At 65.2% G+C, this 15,627-nt stretch carries 16 protein-coding genes; 4 read left to right on the forward strand and 12 right to left on the reverse strand.

Features of this window, described 5'->3' with window-relative positions:
- Positions 1–31: 31 nt before the first annotated feature.
- The 3 genes from BMF89_RS03485 to BMF89_RS03495 are packed head-to-tail and all read right to left on the reverse strand — an operon-like array spanning position 32 to position 3,574.
- The gene (locus BMF89_RS03485; protein WP_078105684.1) at positions 32–1,591 is read right to left on the reverse strand and encodes a molybdopterin-dependent oxidoreductase; all 1,560 of its coding nucleotides are present in this window, start codon (positions 1,589–1,591) and stop codon (positions 32–34) included.
- Positions 1,588–2,856: a HAMP domain-containing sensor histidine kinase gene (locus tag BMF89_RS03490; RefSeq protein ID WP_078105685.1), complete on the reverse strand. Its 1,269-nt coding sequence runs from the start codon at positions 2,854–2,856 to the stop codon at positions 1,588–1,590. The genes BMF89_RS03485 and BMF89_RS03490 overlap by 4 nt, the downstream gene beginning before the upstream one ends.
- A complete protein-coding gene (locus tag BMF89_RS03495) occupies positions 2,843–3,574 on the reverse strand; it encodes a response regulator transcription factor (RefSeq protein ID WP_078105748.1) in 732 nt (243 codons plus the stop codon). The genes BMF89_RS03490 and BMF89_RS03495 overlap by 14 nt, the downstream gene beginning before the upstream one ends.
- Before the next feature lie 179 nt (positions 3,575–3,753).
- Between BMF89_RS03495 and moaA the strand changes: the two genes are divergently transcribed.
- From moaA to BMF89_RS22330, 3 genes are read left to right on the forward strand one after another with little or no spacing between them, the layout of a single operon-like run.
- The gene (gene moaA / locus BMF89_RS03500) at positions 3,754–4,884 is read left to right on the forward strand and encodes a GTP 3',8-cyclase MoaA (RefSeq protein ID WP_078105686.1); all 1,131 of its coding nucleotides are present in this window, start codon (positions 3,754–3,756) and stop codon (positions 4,882–4,884) included.
- Between the two features lie 4 nt (positions 4,885–4,888).
- Positions 4,889–5,155, forward strand: a complete 267-nt coding sequence (locus tag BMF89_RS03505) for a MoaD/ThiS family protein (RefSeq protein ID WP_078105687.1) — start codon at positions 4,889–4,891, stop codon at positions 5,153–5,155.
- Between the two features lie 12 nt (positions 5,156–5,167).
- A complete protein-coding gene (locus tag BMF89_RS22330; RefSeq protein WP_253190683.1) occupies positions 5,168–5,332 on the forward strand; it encodes a hypothetical protein in 165 nt (54 codons plus the stop codon).
- Positions 5,333–5,487: 155 nt separating this feature from the next.
- Here BMF89_RS22330 and BMF89_RS03515 read toward each other — a convergent pair whose 3' ends face one another.
- The 9 genes from BMF89_RS03515 to truB form a co-directional block, all read right to left on the reverse strand.
- Positions 5,488–5,949 (reverse strand): DUF1579 family protein, encoded by a 462-nt coding sequence (locus BMF89_RS03515; protein ID WP_078105688.1) that lies wholly within the window; start codon positions 5,947–5,949, stop codon positions 5,488–5,490.
- Positions 5,950–6,228: 279 nt separating this feature from the next.
- Positions 6,229–7,572 (reverse strand): pitrilysin family protein, encoded by a 1,344-nt coding sequence (locus BMF89_RS03520; RefSeq protein WP_078105689.1) that lies wholly within the window; start codon positions 7,570–7,572, stop codon positions 6,229–6,231.
- 153 nt (positions 7,573–7,725) lie between these two features.
- Positions 7,726–9,978 carry a polyribonucleotide nucleotidyltransferase gene (locus BMF89_RS03525; RefSeq protein WP_078105690.1) on the reverse strand — a complete coding sequence of 751 codons (2,253 nt, stop codon included), beginning with the start codon at positions 9,976–9,978 and terminating at the stop codon, positions 7,726–7,728.
- Positions 9,979–10,231: 253 nt separating this feature from the next.
- Positions 10,232–10,501: a 30S ribosomal protein S15 gene (gene rpsO, locus BMF89_RS03530; RefSeq protein WP_028266602.1), complete on the reverse strand. Its 270-nt coding sequence runs from the start codon at positions 10,499–10,501 to the stop codon at positions 10,232–10,234.
- Positions 10,502–10,689: 188 nt separating this feature from the next.
- Positions 10,690–11,544 carry a tryptophan 2,3-dioxygenase gene (gene kynA / locus BMF89_RS03535; RefSeq protein WP_078105691.1) on the reverse strand — a complete coding sequence of 285 codons (855 nt, stop codon included), beginning with the start codon at positions 11,542–11,544 and terminating at the stop codon, positions 10,690–10,692.
- Between the two features lie 9 nt (positions 11,545–11,553).
- Positions 11,554–12,537, reverse strand: coding sequence for a bifunctional riboflavin kinase/FAD synthetase (locus tag BMF89_RS03540; protein WP_078105692.1), 984 nt, complete (start codon positions 12,535–12,537; stop codon positions 11,554–11,556).
- A gap of 117 nt (positions 12,538–12,654) precedes the next feature.
- Complete coding sequence (locus BMF89_RS03545; protein WP_139359524.1) at positions 12,655–13,086, reverse strand: hypothetical protein; 432 nt, start codon at positions 13,084–13,086, stop codon at positions 12,655–12,657.
- A gap of 20 nt (positions 13,087–13,106) precedes the next feature.
- Complete coding sequence (locus BMF89_RS03550; RefSeq protein WP_078105694.1) at positions 13,107–13,460, reverse strand: hypothetical protein; 354 nt, start codon at positions 13,458–13,460, stop codon at positions 13,107–13,109.
- Positions 13,461–13,462: 2 nt separating this feature from the next.
- Positions 13,463–14,383 (reverse strand): tRNA pseudouridine(55) synthase TruB, encoded by a 921-nt coding sequence (gene truB / locus BMF89_RS03555; RefSeq protein WP_078105695.1) that lies wholly within the window; start codon positions 14,381–14,383, stop codon positions 13,463–13,465.
- 86 nt (positions 14,384–14,469) lie between these two features.
- On the opposite strand from truB, the gene BMF89_RS03560 reads away from it, so the two are divergent.
- Positions 14,470–15,624 (forward strand): pyridoxal phosphate-dependent aminotransferase, encoded by a 1,155-nt coding sequence (locus tag BMF89_RS03560; protein ID WP_171983386.1) that lies wholly within the window; start codon positions 14,470–14,472, stop codon positions 15,622–15,624.
- Positions 15,625–15,627 lie beyond the last annotated feature (3 nt).

A 15,627-nucleotide genomic window follows, 5' to 3' on the forward strand; every position in this document is an offset into this window, starting at 1 on the left:
CCCGGGTTGTTTTCGCTGAGACCTACACAGCCTAGTTGGCGGTGACGTGGATGGTGTGGAACCCCGTAGCGCCGTCCGGGGCTACGGGAGTTTGGGCTTCTGGCTGCGGGGTACCCGTGGTGTCAGTGGCACGGACCTGGACTTCATGGTTCCCGGCGCCCAACTCAAGTCCCAGCTGCCATTGGTACCACGTGTCCGAGGAGATCCCCGGCGCGAGTTTGGCTTCCTGCCAAGTGCCGCGGTCGACGCGCACCTCCACCCTGGAAACCCCACGGTGTTGGGCCCACGCGACACCGCCGAACTGGACCGTTCCGGCCTTGACCGAGCGGCCGTCCCGGGGCACGTCGATGCGGGACTGCGTCTTGACGGGACCGTGGTCGCTCCACCCGCGCGGTACCCAGTAGCCTTGGTCGTCGGCGAAACGGGTGACCTTCAGTTCCGTCAGCCATTTGGTGGCCGAAACATATCCGTAGAGGCCTGGGACGATCATCCGGACCGGGAAGCCGTGCTCGATCGGCAGGGGTTCGCCGTTCATTCCGACGGCGAGGATCGCGTCCCGATTGTCGGTGAGCGCTTCGAGGGGGGTTCCGGCGGTCCAGCCGTCCGTACTGCGGGACAGCACCATGTCCGCCCCGGGCTTGGGTCCGGCCATGGCGAGGAGTTTGCGGACCGGCCAGCCGAGCCAGAGGGCGTTGCCGATCAGGTCTCCGCCTACTTCGTTGGACACGCAAGCGATGGTCACGTAGCGCTCGATCATCGGTTTGGTGAGCAGCGTGGCGAAATCCAAGGTGACTTCGCGCTCCACCAGGCCGGTCACTTTGAGGGTCCAGTCCGGCGGATTCACGGCCGGCGGGATCAGGGCAGTGTCGATCCGGTAGAAGTCGGGATTCGGCGTGACGAGCGGCTGGAGCCCCGCCAAGGTGAGCGCGGCGCCGTCGGGAATCTTTTCCGGAGGAGTCACCGGGGCGGGTAGTGCCAAGCCGTTGCGGAAGTCCGATGCCACCGTTCCGGCCCTCCGCACGAGGGTCGTGACGATCCCGACGGCGACCGCAGCGATCGCGGTTCCACCGAGCAATTGCATGAAGCTTCGGCGGGCCAATGGCATGTCCGCCGCCTCGGGCACGGGGCGCCAGGTTTCGAGGCGCTGGATCAGGAGCCGGAGGAAAAGCATGGTGACCATGGTGGCCACGACGGGGGCGACCGCCGCTGTGGGCGCGGCCTGGGCCCGGGTCAGCACGGCAGCCAGTCCCGCTGCTCCAGCGAGCAAGGCGAGCGCCAGTCCCGCCCCCTTTCGCCGATACTCCAGGAGGCCGGCGACCGCGGCGAGGACTACGGTCACCAAGGCGATGCTGACGATCAAGGCCAATTTGTCTGACGTGCCGAAGAGGTTGACGGCCAGTTCCTTGGCCCAGCCCGGCACGGCGTCGATCACCACCCCGCCCAATGCGGTGACGGGCGAGACGGACGGGCTCAGGAAACCGGCCAGCAGTTCGCCGGCCGCCACCCCGAGCCCGATGGCCGCCACGCCACACGCCGCCGCCCACCGGACGGCCGTCCTGGTACTGGCTTTCTTCGAAGTGGTCCTGCTCATGGTGTGCCTGCCTGTTTATGGCTCTTTGCCGGAATGGTGTCCGCGGGAACTGTCTGTATCGGAGATATCTCGGTGCGGGATGCGCTTGCCGGGGCACCCGACGGAAGGCGGAGCGTGAAACAGCAACCCTCGCCCGTGTTCGCCACCGTGACGGTGCCCCCGTGGGCCTTCACGATGCCGGCCACCATGCTGAGCCCTACGCCGGCCCCGCTGTATCGCGGCGCTCCCCCTTCGACGGGCTTTCCTGCTCCCCTGGAACGGTCCTTTTGCCAACCGGTCTCGAAAACGTGGGCGAGGTCCTCGTCGTCGATGCCGCCGCAGCTGTCGACGACGTCGACGACGGCGTCGGTTCCGTCGCGTCCGACGCGAACCAGCACCCCGCCGTCGGGCCGGCTGTAGATGACCGCGTTGAGCAGCACGTTCCGGACGGCCCTTCCCAGGCTGGGGCCGTCCGCGACAGCCATGCACTCGCGGTCCCCGCCGCCGTCGAGCCGGATCCCGCGTTGCGCGGCGAGGGGCGTGAGATCGGCAATGGCGTCGCTCACCAGGTCGTAGAGGTCCAGGGATTCTGCGCTCAGCCGGAGCGTTCCCGCCTGGATTTTGGACAGTTCCAGGAGGTCGTTGACCATGACCGCCATCTGGTCCGTCTGGTCGATGATCTTGCGATAGTACGCGGGGATGTCGGACGCCATGCCGTCTTCCAGCGCTTCGGCCATGGCCCGCATGCTGGCCAGGGGGGTCCGGAGGTCGTGTGAGATCCAGGAGACCAGTTCGCGGCGCGCGGTTTCGACGGCGGCCTCCCGGCGTCGGGATTCTTCGAGTTTGATGCTGCTGGCTTCGAGTTCCTGGGCGAGCTGGGCGAGCTCGGAGTTCATGGCAGGCCCGGCCCGACGCGATCCTGGTTGCGGCAGGAACGAGCCGTCGAGGGCTTCTCCGCTGCCCAGGCGCCGCGTTGCCGCCACCAGCCGGATGGCGTTGCGGGACACCCCTGCCCCTAGGACAAGGGAAATCGCTATGGCGACAACCGAGGCCACCCCGAGGATGTACCACATGACTTCGAGATCCACAGCGGAAATGAACATCGCATTGAAGGCGCTCACCATCCCTGCCACGAGGACGGCAACGGTGGCCACCACCACGAGGCAGATCTGCACCAGGATCGACGCGCCGCGCAGGAAACGCAGCAAGGCGAGGGTCAAGGCGCCGATGAGGACAGCCCACAGCAGCATCCAGCCCAGGATCGTGAACATTTCAGCTGGCTGCATGTCCACCGTCCTTCGCGTCAAGGCGGTAGCCGACTCCCCAGACCGTCTTGAGCAACACCGGGGTAGTCGGGTTGTCCTCGATCTTTTCGCGCAAGCGGCGGACGTGGACCGTCACGGTGGACAAGTCCCCGAAGTCCCATCCCCACACTGCCTTGATGAGATCCTCGCGGCTGAACACCTGGTTGGGCCGGCGCAGAAGGAACGCGAGCAGATCGAACTCACGCGCCGTAAGCATCAGCGGTTTGCCATCCTGGAGCACTGTGCGCGAGGCCGGGTCCAGTTCGAAGCCGGCGAGCTCCACAGGAGGTTCGGGGCTGAATTCCCGGATGCTCCGGCGCAGCACGGACTTCACCCGGAGCACCAGCTCGCGGGGAGAGAAGGGCTTGGTGACGTAGTCGTCCGCTCCGGTTTCCAGGCCCAGGATCCGGTCGTCTTCCGTGCCGAGGGCGGTGACCATGATGATCGGGACGCTCATGGCCAGGCGCAGCCTGCGGCACACTTCCACGCCGTCGAGTCCGGGCAGCATCCGGTCCAGGATGACAAGGTCTGGCCGCCTGGCGGCCGCGAGGCTCAACGCGGTGAAGCCGTCGCCGGCGAGATCGACTTGGAAGCCTGCTTGGACCAGGTAGTCCCGGACGACGTCGGCGATGGTCTGTTCGTCTTCGACCAGAAGAATGCGGCGATTGCCGACGTCGGCAGCGTGCGGGGCGGGCTGCATGTTCACACCTTCAGCATAGATTCGCATTGTGCCGGCGGGATGTGTTCCGGGCACGTCCCTGCGAACCGTATGTATTCCGTAAGAAGTCGGGCTGTTCGGTGCACTCCGCGGCGGGCAGCCCACGAACGTGACCCGTGGGCGATATCACGCTTGGGCCGTGGCTGGCGTAGCCTGAACCCATGAGTGTTCAGCTAGGCATGCCGTTGCCCCCCACGGGCGACGGGACGGGAAGCAGCGTGTCTGCACCCCCGGCGCGCCCTGCCGGAACCCCCGCAGGCCTGTTCGACCGATACGGACGCCGGGCCACCGACATGCGTTTGTCCCTAACCGACAAATGCAACCTCCGATGCACGTACTGCATGCCTGCCGAGGGCCTCGAATGGTTGTCCAAACAGGCCGTCATGACCGCCGCCGAGATTGTCCGGCTGGTGCGGATCGGCGTCGAACAACTCGGGGTCCGCGAATTGCGCCTCACAGGAGGCGAGCCCTTGGTACGTGCCGACCTGGTGGATATCATCTCGGCCCTCCGTGCGGCGCACCCCGAGCTGCCGATCTCCATGACCACCAACGGAGTCGGACTCGACAAGAAGGCGGCGGCGCTCAAGGAGGCAGGGCTCTCGCGCATCAACGTGTCCCTCGACTCCCTCCACGAAGAAACCTTCACGAAGCTGACCAGGCGTCCCTTCCTCGACAAGGTGCTGGCCGGCGTCGATGCCGCCTGGGCCGCGGGCCTGGGCCCGGTCAAGATCAACGCCGTCCTCATGCGCGGAATCAACGACGCCGAGTCCCCCGACCTCCTGGCCTGGGCAGTGGAGCGCGGCTATGAACTGCGCTTCATTGAGCAAATGCCGCTGGACGCCGATCACGGTTGGACCCGGCGGGACATGATCACCGCCGCCGAGATCCGTGAACTGCTTTCCCGCGACTTCGTGCTGAGCCCGGACCCGCGCGAACGCGACGGCGCACCTGCGGAACGGTTCGAAGTACGACGGCGGAACCCGGCATCCGCCGACGCCACCGGACCGCTCGTGGGCATCGTCGGCATCATCGCCTCCGTCACCGAGCCGTTCTGTTCCGATTGCCGGCGCACAAGGATCACCGCCGAAGGCAAGATCATGAGCTGCTTGTTCTCCCGCGAGGAATTCGACCTGTTGGGACTGCTTCGATCCGGAGCGGATGACGAGGAGCTCGCCCAACGCTGGCAGGACGCCATGTGGATCAAACCCAAGGCACACGGCATGGACCACACCGGCCTCGGCGCACCCGACTTCGTGCAGCCGGACCGCAGCATGAGCGCGATCGGAGGCTGAGGCTTTGATCGTACGATACTTCGCTGCCGCGCGTGCCGCGGCAGGCGTCGAAGAGGAACACCACGACCTTCCGGAAGGGACCGGCCTGGACGGGCTGATCGCGGCTGTGCTCGCCGTCGAACGTCCGGAACCACCGGCTGGAACACCGCCCCTGGCCCGGATCATTTCGCGCAGCAGCTTCCTGCGCAACGAGGTAGCAGTTCGCGACCGTTCGGCCGCCCTCGGCGCGGACGACGTCGTCGACGTCCTCCCGCCCTTTGCCGGAGGCTGAGCCCGAACAGCCATGTACACCCTCCTGATCGAACACGCTGTGAACGACTTCGGCGCATGGAAGCGATCATTCGACTCGGATCCGGCAGACCGCGCCGGCTCAGGCGTCGTCTCCTACCGGGTATCCAAGCCCGTCGACTATTCTCAGCGGGTCCTGATCGAGCTTGATTTCGCTTAACGGGAGCAAGCTGAATCAATGCTGAACACCTTGCGGATCAAAGTGTGGACTGGACCGGAACGGCCGGCCTCGCTCGACGGCATGCCGGATGCACGGATCCTTGAGTCGGTGGAGGCCAAGGTCCCCTGAAATGCCGTGCCTGCTGGACGTGGGCCTTAGACGCGCCTGCAGACGGAGATCATGAACGGGCTGAACGTCGGGGCATCCCCGAGCCTCAGTTCCGCCATATGGGTCAGCACGCCGCCGTCCACCGTGAAGGTGTGCCGCGCAGTCCCGCGGGGACTCCGGCGCTCAAGCCGCAGTGTGCCGTCCTGCCAATGTCCGCGGGCCGGGGCTTCCGGTGGCCGGCCCATGCTGTCCACGTAGTACCACATGGTGTCCCCATGGTCCGGGTCAACGGTGAAGACACCGTGCCCTTCGAAATGGGTGCCGTCGGGTTCAATGTGCCGGTAGCTTTGCACCAAGGCATACCCTCCTGCCGCACGTGAGAACGTCACCTCGGCGTCGGCGGTCCGGGCAGGCCCCCACGGGGAAGCCGCAAGCTCGGTACTCCCCCGCCAATGCCCCAGGAACGCCTCCAGCGCAGTGTGTGCAGGACTCTTCGATGGCTCGTTCATGGCGACTCCTGCGCAAGACGATGGATATGTCACCATCATGTTCCCGATCGAGCAGGCGCGTCCAGCCTCCCCCACCCGGACATGCCCCCTGTTCCAAGCCAGGAGTGGACATAACAGGACTATGTCCACTCCCTGGCTCCAGCGCGGGGCATGCCCCTAGGGAGCGTCCACGGTGCACCACGGCACATGCCCCCTGTTCCAAGCCAGGAGTGGACATATCAGGACTATGTCCACTCCCCGACTCCAACGAGGGGCATGTCCCCTGGGAGCGTGCGCGGTTTAGATGCCGAACGTCTCGGTTTCCTCGAAGGGCCCTACGACGGTCACGGTGCGGGGGGCTTCGGCGAGCACCCGGGCGAGTTCCTGGACCTGCTCGGCGGTGACGGCCTTGATGCGGTCCAGTGTCTCGTCGATGTCCTGGAATTCGCCGGAAACGAGTTCGGCCCGGCCAAGGCGCGACATCCTCGAACCGGTATCCTCCAGGGCCAGCACGATTCCGCCGCACAATTGCCCTACGGCCTTGCGCAGTTCCTCGTCCGTGATCCCGTCCGCAGCGAGCTTGTCCAGTTCGGCGCCCAGGAGTTCAAGAACCTGTTTGACTTTCGACGGCGTGCAGCCGGCGTACATGCCGAAGTAGCCTGCGTCCGCATAGGCGGAAGCAAAGGAATACGTGGAATAGACGAGGCCGCGCTTTTCGCGGATCTCCTGGAAGAGGCGCGAGGACATGCCGCCGCCCAGGACCGCGTTCAGGACGCTCATCACGAAGCGGCGATCGTCGGTGGCCACGATCGAGGGGCAGCCCATGATGATGTTGGCCTGCTCCACGGGACGCTTGATGACATGCAGCCCTGCCGTACCTGTGATGTCCGCCCGCTCGGTGGAGCGGCGCTCAACTGGGGCAACGGTGTCCTTCAGCTCCCACCCGGCCGTCCGCAAGGCATCGAGCACGAGGCGGCACACGACGTCGTGGTCCAGGCCCCCTGCGGCGGTGATGACGATTTCGTCCGGCCGGTAGTAGCGCTGGTAGTGTGCCCACACGGAATCGCGGGACACGGCCTTGATGGCGGCGGGAGTGCCCCCGATCGGGCGACCCAGCGGGTGCACACCAAGTACGGCGGCCACGAAGTTTTCGTGGGCGACGTCGGTGGGGTCATCGCTGTCCATGGCGATTTCCTCAAGGATCACGTCGCGTTCCTGTTCAAGTTCCGCAGGATCCAGCACGGCGCCGGTGATCATGTCGGCGATGACGTCGATGGCCATGGGAAGGTCCGTGTCCAGCACCCGGGCGAAGTAGCACGTGCTTTCCTTCGCCGTGGCGGCATTCGATTCACCGCCGACCTCGTCGAACGCGGAGGCGATCTCCAGGGCTGTGCGCTTCTTGGTGCCTTTGAACAGGAGGTGTTCAAGGAAGTGGGTGGAGCCGTGCTGCCCGTCTGCCTCGTCCCGGGAGCCGACTCCCACCCAGAATCCGATGGTTGCCGAACGCTGCCCGGGCATCGCTTCGGTGAGCACCCGGACACCTCCCGGAAGCACTGAACGCCGGACTACGGAGCCGCCTTCGACACCATGGATCAATTCGCCGCCGGGCACGGTCTGCGCCAATGGGAGGGGTACGACAGTCATCAAGACCTTTCAGTTCTGCGGGAAATCATGGGTGCCAAATCTGGCTGCAATCGTACCAGCGGGCGGATCGCCCCCGGGACGGGAATTCATTGTTAAACCGGGCAGGACCGGTGGACATGTCCACCGGTCCTGCCGCGTGTTTGCCGGTTCAGGCTACTCGGCGGAAACTTCAGCCTCTTCGGCGGAAGCTTCTTCCGAGGCGGCGCCTTCTTCCTCGGCCACAACCGGGGAGAGGGAGAGCTTGCCGCGGTCGTCGATCTTGGTGATCTCGACCTGGATCTTCTGGCCCACGGAGACGACGTCGTCGACGTTGTCCACGCGCTTGCCGCTGGCGAGCTTGCGCAGCTCGGAGATGTGCAGCAGGCCGTCCTTGCCCGGGGTCAGGGAAACGAACGCGCCGAAGGTGGTGGTCTTGACGACCGTGCCCAGGTAACGCTCACCGATTTCCGGGATCTGCGGGTTGGCGATGGCGTTGATCGCGGCGCGGGCTGCTTCTGCAGACGGACCGTTGGTAGCGCCGATGTAGACGGTGCCGTCGTCCTCGATGGAGATGTCGGCGCCGGTGTCTTCCTGGATCTGGTTGATCATCTTGCCCTTGGGGCCGATGACCTCGCCGATCTTGTCAACGGGGATGTTGACGGCGATCACGCGCGGTGCGAACTCGGAGAGCTCGTCCGGAGTGTCGATCGCGGCGTTGATGACGTCCAGGATGTGCAGGCGGGCTTCGCGGGCCTGCTTCAGGGCTGCGGCGAGGACCGATGCGGGGATGCCGTCGAGCTTGGTGTCCAGCTGGATGGCCGTGACGAACTCGGAGGTACCCGCAACCTTGAAGTCCATGTCGCCGAAAGCGTCTTCGGCGCCGAGGATGTCGGTCAGGGCAGCGTAGCGGGTCTGGCCGTCAACCTGGTCGGAAACCAGGCCCATGGCGATACCGGCAACGGCGGCCTTCAGCGGCACGCCTGCGTTGAGCAGGGACAGCGTGGAGGCACAGACGGAACCCATCGAGGTCGAACCGTTGGAACCGAGGGCCTCGGACACTTGGCGGATGGCGTACGGGAATTCCTCGCGGGACGGCAGGACCGGAACCAGGGCGCGCTCGGCGAGTGCACCGTGGCCGATTTCGCGGCGCTTCGGGGAGCCGACGCGGCCGGTTTCACCGGTGGAGTACGGCGGGAAGTTGTAGTTGTGCATGTAGCGCTTGCGCGTGACGGGAGACAGCGAGTCGATCTGCTGTTCCATCTTGAGCATGTTCAGCGTGGTGACACCCATGATCTGGGTCTCGCCGCGCTCGAAGATGGCGGAACCGTGAACGCGGGGCAGGACCTCTACCTCGGCGGTCAGCTGGCGGATGTCCGTCAGGCCACGGCCGTCGATCCGGATCTGGTCCTTGAGGATGCGCTGGCGGACAACCTGCTTGGTCAAGGAGCGGAAGGCTGCGGAAAGTTCCTTCTCGCGGCCCTCGAACTCGCCGGCGAGGGCGCCAAGGACTTCGTCCTTGAGTTCGTCGGAGGCGTTGTCGCGGTCCTGCTTGTCGGCGATCTGGAAAACAGCAGCGAGCTTCTCGGCAGCGGCGGCTTCAACAGCGGCGTAAACGTCGTCCTGGTAGTCCAGGAAGACCGGGAATTCAACGGTCGGCTTGGCGGCGCGGGCGGCCAGGTCAGCCTGGGCCTCGCAGAGTGCCTTGATGAACGGCTTGGCGGCCTCGAGGCCTTCGGAAACGACCTCTTCGGTGGGAGCGGTGGCGCCCTGTTCCTTGATGAGGTTCCAGGAGTTGTCCGTGGCTTCGGCTTCAACCATCATGATGGCGACGTCGTCGCCCGCGATGCGGCCGGCAACAACCATGTTGAAGACGGCGTTCTCAAGCTGGGAGTGCTTCGGGAAGGCAACCCACTCGGTGCCCTGTTCGTCGGCGATGAGGGCAACGCGGACGCCGCCGATCGGGCCGGAGAACGGGAGGCCGGAGAGCTGGGTGGACATGGACGAGGCGTTGATGGCCACGACGTCGTAGAGCTCGTCCGGGTTGATCGCCAGGACGGTGACGACGATCTGGACCTCGTTGCGCAGGCCCTTGACGAACGCGGGGCGCAGCGGGCGGTCCATGAGGCGGCAAGCCAGGATGGCTTCGGTGGACGGGCGGCCTTCGCGGCGGAAGAACGAGCCCGGGATGCGGCCGGCTGCGTACATGCGCTCTTCGACGTCGACAGTCAGCGGGAAGAAGTCGAAGCCTTCACGCGGGGACTTGCCTGCGGTGGTTGCGGACAGCAGCGCAGTGTCTTCGTCGATGTAGACCATCGCGGCGCCGGCTGCCTGCTTGGCGAGGCGGCCGGTTTCGAAGCGGATTGCACGCTTGCCGAAGCGGCCGTTGTCGATGATGGCTTCTGAGAACTGGATTTCGGGACCCTCCATTGAGAGTCACCTCCGTTTCTTGTTTAGCGGAAGTCCTCCCGCATCGACCCAGGCCAGCGTCTTTTCCTGGCCTGTACGACACCCGGTCATCGATCGAGACCCACGGGCTGCGCCTTCATTATGGAAAGCTTTCCCGGGGATCACTACCGAAGACCGCGAATGCGCGATGCGGTTGAACTCCTGTTAAGTGTTGGATTTAGTTATGGAGAAAAGGCGGCCCGTTCCGCGGAGGATCGGGCCGCCCGAAGTCAAACTAGCGGCGCAGGCCGAGACGCTCGATGAGCGCACGGTAGCGGGCAATGTCAGTCTTCTTGAGGTAGCCCAGCATGCGCTTGCGACGACCAACCATGGCCAGCAGACCGCGCTGGGTGTGGAAGTCGTGCTTGTGCTCCTTCATGTGCTCAGTCAGATCCTTGATCCGCTGAGTCAGGACTGCAATCTGAACCTCCGGCGAACCAGTGTCGCCCTTGGACGTTGCGTATGCCTCGATGATGGACTGCTTAACAGCGGCTTCAAGTGCCACGTGAACTCCTAGAGTTGTGCCGTGCGTCCCGATTCAGCGCCTCGCTGCCGGGTTGTGATGTGCCAATGACCGCACACAAAACAGGTCCAGCCGCCACGGACTGCAGCCGGATCCATCTCTCAGTTTACCGGCAGCCCGGCAATGTTGTCGAAAGCTGCCGTGTGAGCCTCATCAAAGCCAGGGTCCGCTCACTGGCCGATCTCGGTCCGGACGGCGAAAAGCTCCGGGAAGAACGTCAAATCAAGCGCCTTCTTCAGGAAGGAAACACCGCTCGAGCCTCCGGTTCCGGTCTTCATGCCGATGGTCCGCTGCACCGTGCGGAGGTGCCGGAAGCGCCACAGTTGGAAGTTGTCTTCCAGGTCCACCAGTTCCTCACACGCTTCGTACGCCGCCCAATTGTCCGCGGCATGTTCGTAGATGTGCTTGAAAAGCGGCAAGAGCTCCGGGGCGAACTCGTGGGCCAGGGTGACGTCCCGGTCCAGGACGGACCGCGGAACGTCGTAGCCGTGCCGGTCCAGGTAGGCCAGGAACTCGTCGTAGATGCTCGGAGCGTGCAGGAGCTCCTCCAGCACGGTCCTGGACTCCGGATCCGAGTCGAACACCGGCAGCATCTTGGCGTTCTTATTGCCGAGGATGAACTCGACGGCGCGGTACTGGCTCGACTGGAAGCCGGACGCATTGCCCAGGAAGCCCCGGAACTGGGAGTACTCGGTGGGGGTGAACGTCGCGAGCACAGACCATTGCTCGGTGAGTGTCTTCTGGATGTGCTTGACCCGTGCGATGGCCTTGAGTGCGGAGCCGAGGTCGTCCTCGCGGAGCCAGGCGGCCGCGCTGCGGAGCTCGTGCAGGACCAGCTTCAGCCAGAGCTCGGTGGTCTGGTGCTGGATGATGAACAGGAGCTCGTCATGGTGTTCCGGTTGGCTGACGGGTTGCTGGGCGCTGAGCAGCAAGGGCAGCTGCAGGTAGGAGCCGTAGCTCATGCGTGAGCTGAAATCCCTGACGATGCCTTCGTCGAGAGGCCGGGTGTTCTTCTCAACGCTCACGGCGAGGGGCTACTTGCTCAGCAAAAGGTCGTGGGCCTGGACGACGTCCAGGCGCATCTGCTCTACCAGGGCCTCTGGTCCGCGGTAGGCCACCATGCCCCGCAGCCTGGCCGTGAATTCCACCACGACGGTTTGGCCGTAGAGGTTGAAGTCCTCCACGGCTTCCTCCGGGCGGTCGATCACGTGGGCTTCCACTTGGCGGCTCACGCCGTCGAACGTGGGATTGGAACCGACCGAAATCGCGGCGGGCCAGCGGGTTCCGGATCCGTCCACGAGCCAGCCGGCGTAGATTCCGTCCGCAGGGACGTAGCCCGTGGCACCGTGGTCCAGGTTCGCCGTGGGAAAGCCCAGGGCGCGTCCGCGCGCCGCACCGTGGACCACTTCGCCGCGCATCCTGTGCGGGCGGCCGAGGACGGCGGCCGCGGTCTCGACGTCGCCTTCGGCAAGCGCCTCGCGCACCCAGGTGGAGGAACAGCGGCGGTCCGTGCCGCCGTCGTCGTGCACTGGAAAGCCCTCCGCGCCGAACTCATTGACGACGTGGACGCCGAAGCCCAGTTCCTTGCCCAGTTCCTGCATGGTGCCGACGTCGCCGGAATTTCCCACACCGAAACGGAGATCGTGGCCCACCACAACGTGGGCCGCGTGAAGCCCTTCCAGCAGGACGTTGACGACGAATTCCTCCGGCGTCATGGCCGCCAGCGTGAGGTTGTATTTCATGACGAGGACAGCGTCCACGCCCGTGTCGGCCAGGGCATCGAGCTTGTCCTGCAACCCCATCAGGAGCTCCGGTGCGGAGTCCGGCCGGTGGACCAGCGCCGGGTGGGGATCGAACGTCACGACGACGGACCGCGCGCCGTGCTGCTCCGCGGTGCGCAACAGTTGGGTCAGCACCTGCTGGTGTCCGCGATGGACACCGTCGAAGTTGCCGATGGTCACGACGCTGGGACCGAAATCCTCGGGGACCTCGGTGGGATCGTTCCAGATGTGGACCATCAACCTCGCCTTTTACTGCTGGTATTCGCTATGCCCGGCGCCTCGTCCGGCGCCGGAATTCTCTAAGGTTACCCGCTATCCCGTGGCTGGCATGCGCGGGCTGCGGAGCCTCGATTCCTACTGCGGGAGCGGTGCCGGGCGGCGGCGGTAGAGCCACAGCAGGCCCAGGACCGGCAGGATCAACGGCACAAAGCCGTATCCGCGTCCGAACAGCGACCACACGGTGTCATGCGGGAAGGCCACAGGATCGAAAAGGCTGATGGCACCAACCACCACCACCCCGAGCATCTCCACGAGGACGGCCGCCAGCGACACCTTGAACCACGCGCGGCCCGGCTTCGCGAGGGACACCGTGGCCACGATGTACACCACCGCGGCGAAGGCCGAGAGGATGTGGGCCAAGGGAGCGTCCGAGAACTTGGTCAAGATCTGATAGCCTGCGCGGGCCGTGGCCGAGATCGCGAAAACCGCGTAGACCGCGATCAGTAGCCTCCCGGGCCCGGTGTTGCGGGTGTCCCGGTTCTTCTTCTCGGTGCTTTCAACAGTCACTTCGTGTGCTTCTTCCAATGTCAGTACCAGATCTGGTTCATGCGGGCCGCCATGACCAATGCGGTGACGCCCACGGCGCCCATGACGAAATTGCTCCAACGGGTCCGTTCCAGGATGGACCAGTACACGGCGACGACAGGGAGTATGAGTGCCGTGACGATGTAGCCCCAGAATTCCCAGGGCTCCCCTGCAATCTTTTCACCCGTCGCCACGCGGATGATCGATCCCACCAGATAGACCAGCAGGACGAGTTCGACGGCGGCGACGGACAGTATGGTGACGTCGTTGGGGGCCTTCTTCATGATGCCCGCCACGACGCAAATGATGGAGGACAGCAAGCCCACTATCAGGACGGCGTAGAAATATCCGTCCATGTCTAATGCACCCGCTTTTCGTTGTCGGGGGCGAACACGAGGACGGGTTTGGCGAAACTCCCGGCATCGGCCAACAACGCCACCAGCTCGCCGGACGGCGAGAACGCGGCAGCCGGGTTTTCGGTGGTGGCCGCATCGGCGGTGCCTGCAGCAGGTCCTGCGGCGATCCTGCGGCCAAAGGAGATCTCGGTTGTTTCGGCCTCGCTCAGCTCCCGGTTGGGCATGAGGGCGCGGGCGGCGGCGGACATGTCGAGGACGTCCAGTTCCTCGGCAAGCTGTTCGAGGGTGCGGGCCTGCTCCAGCGAATACGGTCCCACATTCGTACGGCGAAGAGCTGTGAGATGGCCCCCGACGCCGAGGGCCTCGCCCAGGTCGCGGGCCAGCGCTCGGATGTACGTGCCGGAAGAGCACTCGACGGTCACATCGATGTCCACCAACCTGCCGTCGTCGACCCTCCGGATGGCGTGGATCTCGAAACGGTGGATGGTCACGGGCCGGGCGGCGAGCTTGACCTCTTGCCCGGAACGGACGCGCGCGTAGGACCGTTCGCCGTTGACCTTGATGGCGCTGACGCTGCTGGGAACCTGCTGGATCTCGCCGCTGAGCTTCGCGACGCCGGCACGGATGGCGTCCTCGGTGACTCCGGCGGCGCTGCGGCTTTCGGTGATGTCGCCTTCGGCATCGTCCGTGATGGTTGATTCGCCGAGCCGGATGGTGGCGGAGTACGTCTTGGAGGTGCCCACGATGTACGTCAGCAGCCGTGTCGCCTTGTTGATGCCAAGCACAAGCACCCCGGTGGCCATGGGGTCCAGGGTTCCCGCATGGCCCACTTTCCGGGTACCGGCCAGTCGCCGCATCCGTCCAACCACATCGTGGCTGGTCCATCCTTGCGGCTTGTCAACGATTACCAGTCCAGAAAGCACGCCTCCCAGTATATCCGCGCCGGGGCATGCATCCCGCGGCCCGAAGCTTCCGTGAACGGCCAGGGACCGCGGCTAAGATGGCTCCCATGCCTGAGCTTGCCGCACACGTCCGCGAAGTGCCCGTGAACCAGATCCGCGAAATCACCGAGGCCGCATGGAGCACTCCCGGGGCGATTGTCCTCAGCATCGGCGAGCCCGGCTTCGCGCTGCCACGGCACATCCTGGACGCGGGGATCGCGTGCCTGGACAGGGACGAGACCAATTACACCCCCAATGCCGGGATCCCGGCATTGCGTGAGGCGTTTGCCGCCCGCTTCCGTGCCCATAACAAGGTGGACGTGGGGGTGGAGCGCGTGTACGTCGTGGACGGAGCCCAGCAGGGACTGCACTTCGCGATGAGCCTGCTCCTTTCCCCCGGCGACGAGATCCTGATTCCCAATCCGGGCTATCCCACCTTTGCCATGACGAGCCATTTGCTGCACGCCGTCGCGGTGCAGTATCCGCTCTACCCCGAGCACGAGTTCCAGCCCCGCATCGAGGACATCGAGGCACTCATCACGCCGCGCACCAAGGTGTTGGTCCTGAATTCGCCGTCCAACCCCCTGGGCGCGGTGATCTGCGAGGAAACGACGCGCCAGCTCGTGGAATTGGCCGTCAAGCACGATCTGTGGATCATTTCGGACGAATGCTACGAAGCCTTCACCTTCGATGTTCCGCACACGAGTCCTGCCCGCTTCGACAGCGCTGTTCCCGGCGAGGCCCGCGTCTTCACCTCCCTGACCTTGTCCAAAACGTACGGGCTGACCGGGCTGCGGATCGGTGCGCTCATTTGCCCGCCGGGCCTGGAACGAAAGATGAACAACGTCATGGAAGCGATCGTTTCCTGCGTGGCTTCGCCCTCCCAGTACGCCGCCGTCGCGGCGTTGACCGGCCCCCAGGACTATGTGGATACCGCCCGGGAGCATTACCGTTCCAACCGCGACGCCGCCTCGGCGCTGCTAGCGGACAAGGGCATTCCCTACTTGGGTGCCCAGGGCGCTTTCTATCTCTGGGCGGACGTCTCCCATGTGAGCGGCGGAAACGTGCGTGCGTGGGTGCGCCAATTCCTGGCGGAGGCCGGAGTGGCCGTGGCGCCGGGCACCGCGTTCGGTTCCATCGGCGAGGGGTGGATCAGGATCGCTTTGTGCGGAGACCACCAGCAGCTGCTCGACGGCGTCGGTCGGCTTCCGGCACGGTCCTGAACC

The sequence above is a fragment of the Arthrobacter sp. SRS-W-1-2016 genome (assembly GCF_002009585.1).
In the GTDB taxonomy this organism is placed as follows: Bacteria; Actinomycetota; Actinomycetes; order Actinomycetales; family Micrococcaceae; genus Arthrobacter; species Arthrobacter bambusae_A.

Excerpts from the sequence above, each read along its gene's own strand:
- BMF89_RS03485 (WP_078105684.1), bottom strand. The coding sequence starts at position 1,591 with ATGAGCAGGACCACTTCGAAGAAAGCCAGTACCAGGACGGCCGTCCGG.
- BMF89_RS03490 (WP_078105685.1), bottom strand. The coding sequence starts at position 2,856 with ATGCAGCCAGCTGAAATGTTCACGATCCTGGGCTGGATGCTGCTGTGG.
- BMF89_RS03495 (WP_078105748.1), bottom strand. The coding sequence starts at position 3,574 with ATGCAGCCCGCCCCGCACGCTGCCGACGTCGGCAATCGCCGCATTCTT.
- moaA (WP_078105686.1), top strand. The coding sequence starts at position 3,754 with ATGAGTGTTCAGCTAGGCATGCCGTTGCCCCCCACGGGCGACGGGACG.
- BMF89_RS22330 (WP_253190683.1), top strand. The coding sequence starts at position 5,168 with ATGTACACCCTCCTGATCGAACACGCTGTGAACGACTTCGGCGCATGG.
- BMF89_RS03515 (WP_078105688.1), bottom strand. The coding sequence starts at position 5,949 with ATGAACGAGCCATCGAAGAGTCCTGCACACACTGCGCTGGAGGCGTTC.
- BMF89_RS03520 (WP_078105689.1), bottom strand. The coding sequence starts at position 7,572 with ATGACTGTCGTACCCCTCCCATTGGCGCAGACCGTGCCCGGCGGCGAA.
- BMF89_RS03525 (WP_078105690.1), bottom strand. The coding sequence starts at position 9,978 with ATGGAGGGTCCCGAAATCCAGTTCTCAGAAGCCATCATCGACAACGGC.
- BMF89_RS03540 (WP_078105692.1), bottom strand. The coding sequence starts at position 12,537 with ATGGTCCACATCTGGAACGATCCCACCGAGGTCCCCGAGGATTTCGGT.
- BMF89_RS03550 (WP_078105694.1), bottom strand. The coding sequence starts at position 13,460 with ATGGACGGATATTTCTACGCCGTCCTGATAGTGGGCTTGCTGTCCTCC.
- BMF89_RS03560 (WP_171983386.1), top strand. The coding sequence starts at position 14,470 with ATGCCTGAGCTTGCCGCACACGTCCGCGAAGTGCCCGTGAACCAGATC.